General features: G+C 67.4%; 13 protein-coding genes. 4 read left to right on the forward strand and 9 right to left on the reverse strand.

All coding sequences use genetic code 11. The features are described from left to right. Positions 1-2: 2 nt before the first annotated feature. On the forward strand, positions 3-764 hold the full coding sequence (locus J2X37_RS04080) for an SDR family oxidoreductase (protein WP_310018114.1): 762 nt from the start codon (positions 3-5) through the stop codon (positions 762-764). Here the strand turns inward: J2X37_RS04080 and J2X37_RS04085 are convergent, their stop codons facing one another. Genes J2X37_RS04085 through J2X37_RS04100 form a run of 4 tightly spaced genes read right to left on the reverse strand, consistent with a single transcriptional unit; the run spans position 765 to position 4,426 of the window. Further along, positions 765-1,544 carry an SDR family oxidoreductase gene (locus tag J2X37_RS04085; RefSeq protein WP_310018116.1) on the reverse strand — a complete coding sequence of 260 codons (780 nt, stop codon included), beginning with the start codon at positions 1,542-1,544 and terminating at the stop codon, positions 765-767. A 4-nt stretch (positions 1,545-1,548) separates the two neighbouring features. After that, positions 1,549-2,667 (reverse strand): LLM class flavin-dependent oxidoreductase, encoded by a 1,119-nt coding sequence (locus tag J2X37_RS04090; protein WP_310018118.1) that lies wholly within the window; start codon positions 2,665-2,667, stop codon positions 1,549-1,551. Beyond that, positions 2,664-3,653 (reverse strand): amidohydrolase family protein, encoded by a 990-nt coding sequence (locus J2X37_RS04095; RefSeq protein WP_310018120.1) that lies wholly within the window; start codon positions 3,651-3,653, stop codon positions 2,664-2,666. Before J2X37_RS04095 ends, J2X37_RS04090 begins: the two co-directional genes overlap by 4 nt. Beyond that, positions 3,650-4,426 carry an SDR family oxidoreductase gene (locus J2X37_RS04100; protein WP_310018122.1) on the reverse strand — a complete coding sequence of 259 codons (777 nt, stop codon included), beginning with the start codon at positions 4,424-4,426 and terminating at the stop codon, positions 3,650-3,652. Before J2X37_RS04100 ends, J2X37_RS04095 begins: the two co-directional genes overlap by 4 nt. An 83-nt stretch (positions 4,427-4,509) precedes the next feature. On the opposite strand from J2X37_RS04100, the gene J2X37_RS04105 reads away from it, so the two are divergent. Genes J2X37_RS04105 through J2X37_RS04115 form a run of 3 tightly spaced genes read left to right on the forward strand, consistent with a single transcriptional unit; the run spans position 4,510 to position 6,827 of the window. Beyond that, entirely contained in the window at positions 4,510-5,046 is a 537-nt protein-coding gene (locus J2X37_RS04105; protein ID WP_310018124.1) for a VOC family protein, read from the forward strand. Positions 5,047-5,100: 54 nt separating this feature from the next. Beyond that, on the forward strand, positions 5,101-6,345 hold the full coding sequence (locus J2X37_RS04110; RefSeq protein ID WP_310018126.1) for an MFS transporter: 1,245 nt from the start codon (positions 5,101-5,103) through the stop codon (positions 6,343-6,345). Beyond that, positions 6,342-6,827 carry a MarR family winged helix-turn-helix transcriptional regulator gene (locus J2X37_RS04115; RefSeq protein ID WP_310018128.1) on the forward strand — a complete coding sequence of 162 codons (486 nt, stop codon included), beginning with the start codon at positions 6,342-6,344 and terminating at the stop codon, positions 6,825-6,827. Before J2X37_RS04110 ends, J2X37_RS04115 begins: the two co-directional genes overlap by 4 nt. Positions 6,828-6,844: 17 nt before the next feature. Here J2X37_RS04115 and J2X37_RS04120 read toward each other — a convergent pair whose 3' ends face one another. From J2X37_RS04120 to J2X37_RS04140, 5 genes are all read right to left on the reverse strand, one after another. Further along, positions 6,845-7,459 carry a carbon monoxide dehydrogenase subunit G gene (locus J2X37_RS04120; RefSeq protein ID WP_310018131.1) on the reverse strand — a complete coding sequence of 205 codons (615 nt, stop codon included), beginning with the start codon at positions 7,457-7,459 and terminating at the stop codon, positions 6,845-6,847. Positions 7,460-7,478: 19 nt separating this feature from the next. Further along, the gene (locus J2X37_RS04125; RefSeq protein ID WP_310018134.1) at positions 7,479-8,264 is read right to left on the reverse strand and encodes a xanthine dehydrogenase family protein subunit M; all 786 of its coding nucleotides are present in this window, start codon (positions 8,262-8,264) and stop codon (positions 7,479-7,481) included. Beyond that, positions 8,264-10,630 carry a xanthine dehydrogenase family protein molybdopterin-binding subunit gene (locus J2X37_RS04130; RefSeq protein ID WP_310018136.1) on the reverse strand — a complete coding sequence of 789 codons (2,367 nt, stop codon included), beginning with the start codon at positions 10,628-10,630 and terminating at the stop codon, positions 8,264-8,266. The genes J2X37_RS04125 and J2X37_RS04130 overlap by 1 nt, the downstream gene beginning before the upstream one ends. Then, positions 10,627-11,103: a 2Fe-2S iron-sulfur cluster-binding protein gene (locus J2X37_RS04135; RefSeq protein ID WP_310018138.1), complete on the reverse strand. Its 477-nt coding sequence runs from the start codon at positions 11,101-11,103 to the stop codon at positions 10,627-10,629. The genes J2X37_RS04130 and J2X37_RS04135 overlap by 4 nt, the downstream gene beginning before the upstream one ends. A 153-nt stretch (positions 11,104-11,256) precedes the next feature. Next, positions 11,257-13,161 (reverse strand): PQQ-binding-like beta-propeller repeat protein, encoded by a 1,905-nt coding sequence (locus tag J2X37_RS04140; RefSeq protein WP_310018143.1) that lies wholly within the window; start codon positions 13,159-13,161, stop codon positions 11,257-11,259. Positions 13,162-13,279 lie beyond the last annotated feature (118 nt).

The following is a 13,279-nucleotide window of genomic DNA, read 5'->3' on the forward strand; positions in this document are numbered from 1 at the left end:
CCATGCGGGTCATAGAGAACCAGGGCGTGCTGATCACCGGCGGCGGATCGGGCATCGGCGAGGCGACGGCGCGCTACCTGACCGAGCGCGGCGCACGCGTGACGATCACGGGGCGCAGGGCCGACCGCATCGCGGCCAAGGCGTCCGAAATCGGGTGCAACGCGATCGCCGGGGACGTCACCCGTGCAAGCGACCGCGAGGCGATGATCGCCGCGGCACTGGACCATGCGGACGGACGGCTCGACTGCCTGTTCAACAACGCCGGCAACATGCTGAGGGGCCCTGTCGAAACGCTCGACGAACAGGCGGTGCTCGACATTTTCCATGTGAACGTGGTGGCCGGCATGATGCTGACCGGCCTTGCCGTTCCGGCGCTTTCGCGGACCCGCGGCCTGGTCGTGTTCGTCGGATCGGTCCATGCGCAGCGCGCGTTTCCGGGCGCATCGCCCTACGCCGCGACCAAGGCCGCGGTTGAAACGCTGAGCAAGGTCTATGCTGCGGAACTGGGCGACCGGGGCATCCGGGTGAACTGCGTCGTGCCCGGCAGTGTCCTTACCGAGATCAACGTGCGGGCAGGCCTGCTATCGGAGGCGGAGGCCAGGGCCCGTTACGAAACGCTCAATTCGATCCAGACGATCGACCGCCTGGGACAGGGCGAGGACATCGCCCACGCGGTGGCCTATTTCATGGAAAGCGACTTCGCGACCGGGGCGGTGCTCACGGTGGATGGCGGCATGGGGCTCGGCATCACGCGCGGAACCTGATCATTTCCCCTTGCCGGCCACACCGGCGGACACGCCCAGGCCGATCCCGCCATCGACCTCCAGCGCGACGCCGGTGACCCATTCCGCCCGGACGAGATATTCGATGGCTTCGGCGATTTCGCGGGCGGTGCCGATGCGGCCGAGGACATGTTCCTGCGCGATGGCCGCGTAGCGCTCCTCGATGTCCTCGGGCCTCATCACCCCCGCACTGGTGTTGAGCTCGGTAATGACCGCCCCCGGCAGGACGCAGTTGACCCTGACCTTGCGGGGGCCAAGCTCTGCCGCCATCACCCGCGTCAGCCCCTCGACGGCGGCCTTGGTGGTCGCATAAGGGCTGGCCCCGGCAAAGGCGCGGCGCGTGTGGGTCGAGCCGATGAAGATGATCGCACCCTCGCCCCGGGCAAGGTGGTCGAGCGCGATGCTCGACAGCATCATGCCGGAAATGACGTTGGTTTCGAAGGCCTGCCGCAGGTGATCCTCGGTATAGCCCGCGACCGGCTGGCGAAACATCGCCCCGGCATTGTTGACGAGCGCATCGATCCCGCCGCCATGGTCCAGCGCCGCGTCCACCATGGCGATGCGATCGGCCTGCACCGTCACGTCGCCGGCGATGACCCTACAGTTCGGGCCGACTTCGCGGGCAAGGTCGTCGAGCCGGTCCTGCCTGCGCGCCGAAGCGGTGACCCTGGCGCCTTGCGAGGCAAGGTGGCGAACCGTTTCCGCGCCGATGCCGGAGCTTGCCCCCGTCACCAGCACCGACATTCCCTCGATCGCGCGCATCCCGCTACTCCCGCAATCCGGCCTGCCGCATCAGCGGCAGGATCTCCTCGCCGAACTGAGCCAGCCCGGCATCGTAATCGATCCAGCTGAGGGTGATCCCGTCGAGGCCCGCATCGGCGAACCGCAACATGCCCTCGACCACCTGCTCCTTCGTGCCGACCAGCGGGATCGCGCCGTAGCCAGCGATGAGGTTCGCGGCCATCGCCTCCCACCCCTCGCCAAGCGCGCTCTTCGAATTGGGAATCAGCACGTCGAGCAGGTTGCGCACGCCTTCCCAGTCGCCACGCTTCTCCACCGCCTCGCGGATGAAGTCCCGCGCCTCGCGCTCGGTTTCCCGGCAGACGACATAGGCCTGCCCGAACACCTGCATCCTGCGACCGAACTTCTCCCGCGCGAGCGTGCGACCGGCCGCGGCGATCTTGCCGGCCTGGGCGATGTCCTGCGCAACGACGAAATTGACGTCCGTATGCCGCGCGGCGAATTCCTGCCCCCGCGCGCTGTTCCCCGCGCTCATCAGGGCGGGCCACGGCCTCTGCACCGGCTTGGGCTGCGAATAGAGCTGCGGCGACTGGAGATAGGGCCCGTCGTAGTCGAACGGCTCTTCCCGCGTCCACAGCGCCTTGCACATCTCGATCCAGTCGTCGGAGTAGTCGTAGCGATCGTCGTGTTCGCGCTGCTCCAGCCCGAACATGGCGATTTCCTTGTAGTTCCAGCCGGCGACGATGTTGAGCCCGAAGCGCCCGCCGGAGATGTGATCGATCGTCGCGACTTCCTTGGCCGCCCGCACGGGATGAACGGTGGGTACGTGGAACGTGGCGAAGATCGCCGAATAGTCGGTGACGGCCGCAAGCCCCGCCGCCCAGGTGAACGTCTCGAAATTGCGGTGGTTGAAATTGACCTTGCCGCCCATCCCCTTCCACCGCGCCACCGGGATGATCGCCTCGATGCCAAGCCGGTCGACGGTCTGGGCGATGCGCTTGCTCTCTTCCCAAGTGATCTCCAGCGTGGCCGGATCGTCGATCATCGAACAGCCGTTCGACACGTTCAGGCCGAACACCCCGAGCTTCAGGCGGTTGCGGCTCGACAGGATCGGATTGCCGGTGCGGCCTTCGTCTTCGGTCATGCTCTCAGCAACCTCCTCGCGTTGTCGGCAAGCGGCAGGTCCGTCGTCGGCATGTGGAACGTCTCGGGCGCGTCCCAGCCGGCGAAGTTCGTGCCGTAGACGAGCCGCGACGTACCGACCCGCTCCACGAGAAGATCGACCGCCCGGTCGTCGTGCATGTGGATGTCGTACCATATCCGGCGCAGCTGTTCGGCAAAGGCCCCGTCCCGCCGCAGATGGTCCGGCGCCCAGGCCCGCTTCTTCGCCGCCTGCTCCAGCCGGCCCCAGACAAGCGCCACCGCCCCGCCGCCATGGCTGATGCAGATGTCGAGCGCGGGATGGCGATGCAGCACGCCGCCGAACAGCAGGGTGGCGACCGCGATCGACTCCTGCATCGTGAAGCCGAGCATGATGTCGAGCTCGTATTTCGCGAGCGCCGGGCTCGCCGCCGGCCCGTCGATACCGGCAGGTGCGGGATGAATGAAAAGCGGCACGTCCAGCGCGCAGACCGCCTCGTAGAACGGGTCCATGCACGGATCGTCGAGCCCGTGCGGCATGTCGGTGCCGATGTAGGCGGCCACCAGGCCCAGCTCGGTGACGGCCCGGCGCAGTTCGGCGATCGCCGCGGTCACGTCCTGCATCGGCAGTGCCGCCGCCCCGCCGAAACGGTCGGGCCGGGTTCGCACCAGCGCCGCCATGATGTCGTTGTGCCTGCGGCAGAATGCGATCGCCTCGGCCGCCGGGATGAAGTGGAAATAAGTGAGCGGGTTGGGCGACAGCAGCTGCCAGTCGATCCCAGCGCGATCCATCGCCGCGATGCGCACCTCGGGATCCATGAACGCGCTGCCGCGATAGCGGACGCCGCGCAGCTTGTAGCTGCCGATGCGGAAGACCGGCACGCCGTCCTCTTCGGTCAGCGCCGGTCCGTATTCCCCCGCGGTGCCGAACGTCTCCTCCAGCACCGCATGGGCGTGGATGTCGATGACCCTGGCGTCGGTGATGCTCATGCGTAGCCCTGCGATACGCCGCCGTCGACGGCTATGGCGGTTCCGGTCATGTAGGCGGCGGCCTCCGAGCCCAGAAAGACGACGAGGTTGGCCACCTCCTCGGCCACGCCGGTTCGGCGCAGCGGTATGTCCTTGACCAGCGCCGCCTCGATCTCGGCAGGGGTCCTGCCGCTTTCGCGCGACTGCTGCGCCAGCAGCTTCTCCACCCGCGCGGTGCGTGTCCATCCCGGGCAGACGGTGTTGACGGTGATGCCGTCCGGGCCGACCTGGTTGGCCAGAGTCTTTGCCCAGCCCAGCACCGCCATCCGGACGCTGTTGGACAGGGTCAGGTTGGGCACCGGCTGCTTCACGCCGAAGCTGGAGATATTGACGATCCGGCCCCACGATCGCGCCTTCATGCCCGGCAAAACCGCGCGGGCGGCGCGAATTGCGGACATCAGGGTGAGCTCGAACGCCTGCATCCATTGCGCGTCGTCAAGTTCGGAAAACGATCCGGGCGGCGGCCCGCCCGCGTTGTTGACCAGCACATCGACCGCGCCGAAACGGCGCTGCGCGGCGTCGATGAAGGCAGTGATCCCGCCTTCGTCCGTCACGTCGGCGGTCATCGCGAGGCAGCCGGGCATGCTGGCCGCCGCTTCGTCGAGCGCGTCTTGCGAGCGCGCGCAGATGGCGACATTGGCACCCGCCGCGTGAAAGCCCCGGGCCGAGGCGAGCCCGATGCCCTGGCTTGCGGCCATGACCACCGCGGTGCGCCCCTCCAGACCCAGTTTCATGCTCTTTTGCTCTCCCTCACGCCTTTATTGACATCAATCGCCAACGAGGTGAAGTATTGATTTCGATATATCTGGAGGGATGCGTGCGACCGCCACTGAGCAGCCCCGGGCGCCAGCACTTCGTGCAGGTGGCCTACCATGTCGCCAACATCGACGAGGCCATGCCGCGATTTGCCGCGCTGATGGGCATCGGCCCGTTCCTCGTGCGGCGGCACATCGGCCTGTCCCCCGTCTTCTATCGCGGGCAACCCGTGACGCTCGACATCAGCGCCGCCCATGCGCAGGCGGGGCCGGTCCAGATCGAACTGGTCATGCAGCATTGTGCCAACCCGTCGGCCTTTCGCGACATGTACGCACCCGACCAGGAGGGGGTCCACCACCTCGCCCTGTTCCCGGAAAGCTACGACGCGATGGTGCGTCATTACCGCGATCGGGGCTGCGACATCGCGACGGAACTCGTCACCGCCGAACAGCGCGGCGCGGCCTATGTCGATACCGTCGCGAGCCTCGGCCACATGGTCGAGATCTACCGCGTCAACCAGTCGCTCCATGATTTCTACGCCGCCGTGGCCGATGCCGCCCGGACCTGGGACGGCCGCACTCTCGCCATCGAGGTCTAGCCCGATGGATCGGCACCGAACCGGGCGCGCCCGCATGCGGATCGGGGTCGGGCCGTGACCGGCGCCGGCGACATGGGCGAACTGCGCGATGGCTGGCGGCTGCTTGTCGCCTGCGCGGTCGGGGTCGGCCTCAGCGCGATAGCCCTGCCGTTCTATGCGATCGGTCCCCTGACCCGGCCCATCGAGGCCGAGCTTGGCTGGGCGCGGGCCGACATCCAGCTTGCCATCCTGTTCAGTTCCGGGCTGGGCGCGCTGACCGCGCCGGTGACCGGCTGGATGATCGACCGGTTCGGCAGCCGCACGGTCGCGCTGCCAGCCATCGTCGGGGTGTCGCTGGGACTGCTGATCGCGTCCTTCGCCACCAGCCTGGCCGTTTTCTACGCCGGGTTCGCGCTCACCGCGATCCTGGGCGCGGGCACCAACCCGGTGCTCTGGTCACGCGTGGTTTCGGGCAGTTTTGAAAAGACCCGCGGTGCCGCGCTCGGCCTGGCGCTGGTGGGCACCGCGCTCGTCGCACTGCTGCTGCCGAGCTTGATCGTGTGGCTGGTCGAACAGGCCGGCTGGCGCATGGCGATACGCGGGGTCGCGCTCCTGCCGATCGTCGTGTCGTTGCCCCTTGTCTACTTGTGGCTGCGTCCCCGTCGTCGCGACCACGGCGCAAGCGAGGCGCGCGGCGACCTTGTCGGAGCCACGGTATCGGAAGCGCTTCGCGACTATCGCTTCTGGGTCCTCTCGCTCTCGATCCTCCTTGGTTACCTGGCGATATCCGGCACCATGACCAACCTCGTTCCGGCGCTGGTCGATCGCGGCATCGGCGCCCAGGCCGCCGCGGCCTTCGCGGGGGCGGTCGGCATCACGATGATCCCGGGTCGCGTGCTGGTCGGGTTCGTCGTAGACCGAGTCTGGGCACCTGCGGTGGCAACCACGGTCCTGCTGCTGCCCGCCATCGCCAGCCTATTGCTTCGCGACGCGACCGATCCCGCGTTGCTGCTGCTCTCCTGCGCCCTGCTCGGGCTGGCCGCCGGTGCCGAGCTCGACCTGCTCGCCTTCCTGACCGCGCGCTATTTCGGGCTCGCGCACTATTCGAAGATTTATGCCCTTGCCTATGCCGCGCTGGCGACGGGAAGCGCGACCGCGCCGTTCCTGTTCGCCTGGCTCCACGACCTGACCGGAAACTATGCCGCGAGCTTCATGGTGTCGGCGTTATTCTTCGCTGTTGCCGCCGGGCTGATGCCCCTATTGGGCCGCTATCCGAACTTCGCCGCAAAGGGTTGCCCCACAGGGATGGAATCAAGATGACCGAGCCCAGCACTGAGCCTATTACCGAGCCTGTCGCGCTCCCCCCCTTGTTGGAACGGCCGTCGTTTCTCGTCCATCGCATCAACGCGCTGATGATGCGGGCGTGCAATCCCTATTTCCAGCAATGGGGTGTCGACCTGGTGATGTCGCGCATGATGGTCGTGATTCTGGAGGAAGGACCGATACCCGCCGGCAGGATCGTCGAGGTCATGGCCCTGCCGCAATCGACGATTTCGCATCAGATCAAGCGCCTCGAAAAGCTGGGCTACGTGAAGCGGGAGCAGGGCAAGGAGGATTCGCGGATGGTGATCGCCTCCCTGACGGCCAAGGGGCGCAAGGTGGCGACCAAGGCCAATCACCTGAGCCGGCAGGTAAGAGACCGGCTCATGGAAGCCATCGGCGAGGACGATTACGACACCGTCCGCCTGGCGCTGATGCGCGCGGACGATGCGCTCAGGTCGTTCCAGCCCTCGTCCGGCTAATTACGCCTGGACGAGGATCACGCGAGCCAGAGGATAATCAGGACGACCGCCAGAACGGCAAGGCCGACCAGCCACGCCCGGCCCGGGCCGCTCTTGGCTTCCGCCGCGCTCGATGCCGGGACCACCTCGGGCGCATTCGCCGGGGTGGCGGCTTCGGGTGCGGGCGACGCTGCCGCGTTCGTGTCCGCCCGTTCCGCAGCGAGCGCCGCCGAAAACGCGCCGAAGAAATCCTCGGCCATCGATCGCGCCGTACCCTCGACCAGGCGGGCGCCCATCTGCGCGAGCTTGCCGCCGATCTTTGCATCGGCATCGTAGGACAGCCGCGTTCCGCCCTCTGCCTCGTCCAGCGTGACGTCGGCCGAGCCCTTGGCGAACCCGGCAACGCCCCCCTGCCCTTCGAAGACCATCGTGCAACGATGCGGCGCCTCGACGTCGGTCTGGGTCAGCGATCCGTTGAACCGGGCGCTGACCGGTCCGACCCTGGCCTGCACCGTCCCCTCGAAACGATCGTCCGCCGTCTTCTCCAGCCGTTCGCAGCCCTTCAGGCAGCTCTTGAGCAGTTCGGGGTCGTTGAGCGCTTCCCACGCGCGCTGCGGCGTGCACGGCAGAAGATAGGAGCCCTTGATTTCCATGCTTTCTCGATCGTCCCAGTCAGTGGATTTTCGCCAGCGCGCGCTGCGCCATGACGCGGGTCAGGTGCATGCGGTATTCGACGCTGGCATGAAGATCGCCGGTGAAACGGCCCTCATCAAGGGCAGCCTCCGACAGGTCGCCGTTGCCGTCCGCCGCCCGCTCGCCTTCGTGCCAGCGGAACACCCCCGTGCCGCCGCCGGTGACGGCCAGCCGCGTCTCTCCCGCCAGTCGCGCGGCGAAGACCGCGATCAGGGCGAAGCGTGAGGCGGGATTGGGAAACTTCTCGTAATGCGCCCCGCGGCAGGCGGGGAAGCTGACCGCGGTGACGATTTCCCCCGGCTCAAGCACGGTCTGGAACATGCCGGAAAAGAAGTCGGGCGCAGCGATGCGCCTGCGATCGGTCCGGATTTCGGCATCGAGCGCGAGGCACGCGCTGGGATAGCAGGCGGCGGGATCGTTGTTGGCGACCGAGCCGCCGATGGTGCCGCGATGGCGCACCTGCGGATCGCCGATGCCCCCCGCCAGCGCGGCGAGCGCGCGGCAGTGTTCGCGGACCGTGCCGCTCGCCGCGACTTCGGCATGCGTCGTCGCGGCGGGAATGAGGATGCGTCCACCCTCCGCGGCGATGCCCTTCAGTTCGTCCAGCGCGGTGAGATCGACAAGCACGGCCGGCATGGCGAGCCGCGCCCGCAGAACCGGGATCAGGGTCTGCCCGCCGGACAGCGGCTGCGCGCCTTCGTCCCCGGCCAGGATTGCCCTCGCTTCCGCCAGGTCGGCGGGTCGACGATAGGTGAAGTCGTACATCAGCCCGCCTTTCCCTGCCGGCACAGGCGCCAGATCTTTTCCGGGGTCGCCGGCATGTCCACATGCCGGACATCGAGCGCGTTGCAGACGGCGTTGATGATCGCCGGCGGAGCGCCGATCGCCCCCGCTTCGCCGCAACCCTTCATGCCCAGCGGATTGCTCGGCGAAGGAACGCCGCTGAAGACCAGCTTGTAATCGGGCACGCCCTGGGCGCGCGGCATGCCGTAATCCATGAAGCTCGCCGACATCAGCTGGCCGGTATCCGCGTCGTAGAGCGCGTTTTCCCAAAGCGCCTGGCCGATGCCCTGGGTCACGCCGCCATGAACCTGGCCCTCCACGATCATCGGATTGGCGACGTTGCCGAAATCGTCCGCGGCGCAGAAGCTGGCGACTTCGACGGTGCCGGTATCGGGGTCGATCTCCACCTCGCAGACGTAGACACCGGCGGGATAGGTGAATTCCGGCGGATCGAAGAAGCTCGTCGCCACCAGCCCCGGCTCGATCTCGTCGGTCGGGAAACTCGCGGCGGCATGGGCGGCATAAGCCATCTCGGCAAAGGCGATGGTGACGTTGCTGTCCTTGCTCGAGAACAGCCCGTCGTCGAACTCGACCGCGTCGTAGTCGACCCCCATCAGGTGCGCGGCGATCCTCTTTCCCTTGTCGATGATCCGGTCGCAGGCCCGCAGCGTCGCCGACATGCCGACCGATGCGCGCGAACCGTACGTGCCGGTCCCCGCCTGGACCCGCGCGGTGTCACCCTGGATCACCGAGACGTTCTCGATCGGTATGCCGAACCGGTCGGAAACCACTTGCGCGAAAGTCGTCGCGTGGCCCTGCCCGTGCGAATGGGCGCCGGTCAGAACCTCGACCGTGCCGATCGGATGAACCCGCACCTCGGCCGATTCCCACATGCCCGCGCCGCTGCCCAGCTTCGCCAGCTTGGCCGAAGGGCCGATGCCGCAAGCCTCGACATAAGCGGCAAGACCGATTCCGCGCAGTTTGCCATGACGTTCGCTCTCGGCCCTGCGCCCGGCGAAGCCGGCGTAATGGGCCAATTCCAGCGCGGCATCGAGGCTCTTTTCGTAATCGCCGGAATCGTACTGGTAGACGACCGGGGTCTGGTACGGAAATTCGCGGATGAAGTTGCGCCGCCGGATTTCCGCCGGATTGATCCCCAGTTCCCGCGCCGCGACATCGACGATCCGCTCGATCACGTAGGCGGCCTCGGGACGCCCGGCACCGCGATAGGCGTCGACCGGACACGTGCTCGAATAGATCGCCCTCACCCGCGCATGGATGGCAGGGATCGCATATTGGCCCGACAGCATCGTCGCGTACATGTAGGTCGGCACCAGTGAGCCGGAGCTCGACAGATAGGCTCCCACATTGGCCCGCGTGTCCACCCGCAGCGCCAGGAAGCGACCCTGCCCGTCCAGCGCGAGCTCCACGTCGGTCAGGTGATCGCGGCCATGCGCGTCGGTCAGGAACGCCTCGCTGCGGTCGGCGGTCCACTTCACCGGGCCATCGACCAGCTTGGCGGCAAAGGTCACGGCCACCTCTTCGGGATAGTTGTGCGCCTTCGATCCGAACCCGCCGCCGACATCGGGCGATACCATCCGCAGCTTGTGCTCCGCCGCCAGCCCGAAGGCGGCGGCATAGAACATCCGCATGCCGATGGGGTTCTGATGCGTCATGTAGACGGTCAGCTCCTCGCTCGAACCGTCCCAGCCGGCGTTGATGGCGCGCGGCTCGATCGCGTTGGGCACCAGCCGGTTGTTGCGCAGGGTCAACGCTATGCGGTGCGCCGCCCCGGCAAAGGCGGCCTCGGTCGCCGCGGCGTCGCCGATCTCCCAGTCGAAGGCGCAGTTGGCGTCGATCTCGTCATGGATCAGCCCCGCACCTTCCGCCATCGCGTCGAGCACGTCGACCATCGCCGGCAGGTCGTCGTAGTCGACGATCACCGCCTCGGCCGCGTCCTTCGCCTGCGCCTGGGTTCGCGCCACGACCAGCGCGACCGGCTCTCCGACATAGCGGACCTTGTCGAGCGCGAGCGCATGCCGGACGCCGACCTTCATCGGCGTGCCGTCGCGCGAGGTGATCGCCCAGCCGCAGGGGAGCGGAGGCAGCCCGGCCGCGACTAGATCCCGCGCGGTGAGGACGCGTTCGACCCCCGGCATCGAGGCAGCATGATCGGCGTCGATGCCGGTGATCCGGGCATGGGCCATCGGCGATCGCACGAAGGCGGCGTAAAGCTGGCCCGGCAGGATCATGTCGTCGACATACCTGCCCTTGCCGCGCAGGAAACGGCCATCCTCCTGCCGCTTGACCGACTGGCCGAACTTCACGCGCGATGCGGTCAGGTTCATGGCCGGGTCTCCATCCTGCCCGCCCCGTCGACGATGGCCGCGACGATGTTCTGGTAGCCGGTGCAGCGGCACAGATTGCCCTCCAGCTCCGCGCGCACGGTGGACGGATCGGGCCGCGCGTGACGGCGGGCGATGTCGAGGCCGATCATCACCATGCCGGGGGTGCAGAAACCGCATTGCAGCCCGTGATTGTCATGAAAGGCCTGCTGCATCGGATGAAGCGGCGCATCGTCGCTTGCCAGCCCCTCCACGGTGGTGACCCGGCGACCGTCGGCCTGCACGGCCAGCATCGCGCAGCTTTTCATCGCCATCCCGTCGACATGGACGGTGCAGGCGCCGCACTGGCTGGTGTCGCAACCCATGTGCGCGCCGGTCAGCCGCAGGTGATCGCGAAGGGCGTGGATCAGCAGGGTGTTGTCCGGCAGGTCGAGCGTCCTCGCCTTGCCGTTTACCTCCAGCGAGATGGTAGCCATTGCGTCGCCTTCCCGAATGCAGCCTCGTCCCTGCCGGCGACCCTATGGGATGTCGCGGACGATGCCAATACCTATCGATATCGATATAATGCCCGGCGGTCACCCCGCATTTTACGCGCCGCGGCCGGTTCGCAGGCAGCATTTCGCGAACGGCTAGGGCTTCCTGGCGAAGACCAGCAACAGGTTCCCCGCCTCGTGCTGATACAGGCCGTAGCCCGAATTGATCACCAGGAAGCCGTCACCGACCGCCGCGCCCGGCCCCGACATGCTGCCACCGTGCCCCGGCATCGCGTTCGTCGTCGCGAACTTGCGGGCGGTGTCGAACTCCCACAGTCGCGTGCCGGTGTCGCGCGCATAGGCGCGGATCCAGCCGTCCATGTGGCCGGCGATGACGGCGCCGGGCACGGCTGTCACCGCCGCCGAGACGCCGGGATCGCAGAAGGGTCGATCCTTGCCGCAGACGTTGGTCTGGACCTGGCTCCACAGCTTCTTGCCGGTGCGCGCGTCCACCGCGTGCATCCCGGGCCGCGCCAGCGTCGGATCCAGCACGCTGCCGTTGCGGGTGTTGTTCATGTCGTTGATCGGCACGTAGATGGTCGTGCCCTCGGCGGCCATGCCAAAATGCACCCCGCCCTGGATGCTGCCGCGCCCGATCTTCGTTTCCCACAGCACGCGGCCGCCGGCATCCGGGTCAAGGCCATAGACGACCCCGTTCTTGTGCCCGACGGCGAGCACCTCCTTGCCGCCGCCGACATCGACCAGCAGCGCCGAGGACGAGTGATCGAAGTCCGGCCCCCTTTCGGGCGGGCAGTTGGGATTGTCGGCCATCATGCAGGCGACGTTCCACGCATCGCCCTGGATCGTCTGGCGGTGCCACACCCGCCCCCCGGTCTTGAGTTCGATGGCGAAGATCGAATCGCTGTTGGCGTCCGCGGGGGTCGAATAGTTCTCGCCCGTTCCGGCATAGAGCACGCCCCGCCTGGCATCGATCATCGGGCTGGCCCACATCGGCGCTCCGGACGGCGCGATGCTGACGCGGCCGTCGATCTCGGTCCGGCGCGGCTCTTCCGGTATGGCCCAGAACTGCCATTGCCGTTCGCCGGTGGCGGCGTCGATCGCGTCGAGATGGCCGCGGAACGTGCAGCATTCGTAGTCCGGATCCGCGGCAGGCACGACCTCGAGCGAGGAGACCGGCACGTAGAGCATGCCCTCGTGATAGGCAGGCGTGGCGGTCAGTGTCGCGCTGGGATGGTCGTCCATGCGGCGCGACCAGACGAGTTCGCCGGTCAGCGCATCGACGGCATAAAGCTTGCTGGTCAGGTCGCCGAAGTAGGCCATGGGCCGCTGGCCGTCGACCAGCACGATCCCGGTGCGAACTTCGGCCGAAGCCTTGAAGGTCCAGCGCCCGCAGCCGGTTTCGAGATCGAAGGCATAGACCGTTCCGTCGTCGCTGCCGACGAAGGCGGCGCCGAAGCCGATCGCGGGCTGCGAACGGGCCTTCGTGGCATTGGGGAAGGCGTAGGCCCACTTGAGCTGCAGACCATCGATGTCCGCAGCGGTCAGGCCGCCAGGCGATGCCGGAACGAAGCGACGGATGTCATGCCCCCAGCCTGCCTTCACCACCGGCCTGGTGCGATCGAAGGCGGCGGCGCTGCCGCTGCACCGTGCCGCGTAGGCAACCGGCGGCAGGCCGGCGGACAGGTCGACCCTGGTGATGTATTCGGCGACGCGCAGCTTTTCGTCGGCAGACAGCATGGCGCCCTGCTCGGCCATCACCCCAGCGGTCAGCGCCGCCACGATCGAGGCGGGCGACATCATCTCCAGCCACTGGAAGTGCGGTGCCTTGGCGACTCCGCCGTCGTGGCAGGCCGCACAATTTTCGGCGTAGAGTTTTGCGCCAGGCAGGCTGTCACGATCGGCGATCAACCCGGCGGACGTGGCAAAATCGTCGGTCGAGGACAGCGATGCGCCGCCGACGCCAGGTTCGCGACCGGCGCATCCGCTGGTCAGCAAGGCCAGCGCGCCGATCACGATCTGCCCGAGGTGAAATCGCCGCATCGCCCGCCTCTCGCCTGTCCTGCCCTGTCGATCCTGGCGGCATCAAGCCACCATGACGAGCATCATTGACATATATCGAGATCGATATAGTCTTCATCCCAGAAAAGCGTCAATGGGG

The organism is Croceicoccus sp. BE223 (assembly GCF_031457155.1).
Lineage (GTDB): Bacteria > Pseudomonadota > Alphaproteobacteria > Sphingomonadales > Sphingomonadaceae > Croceicoccus.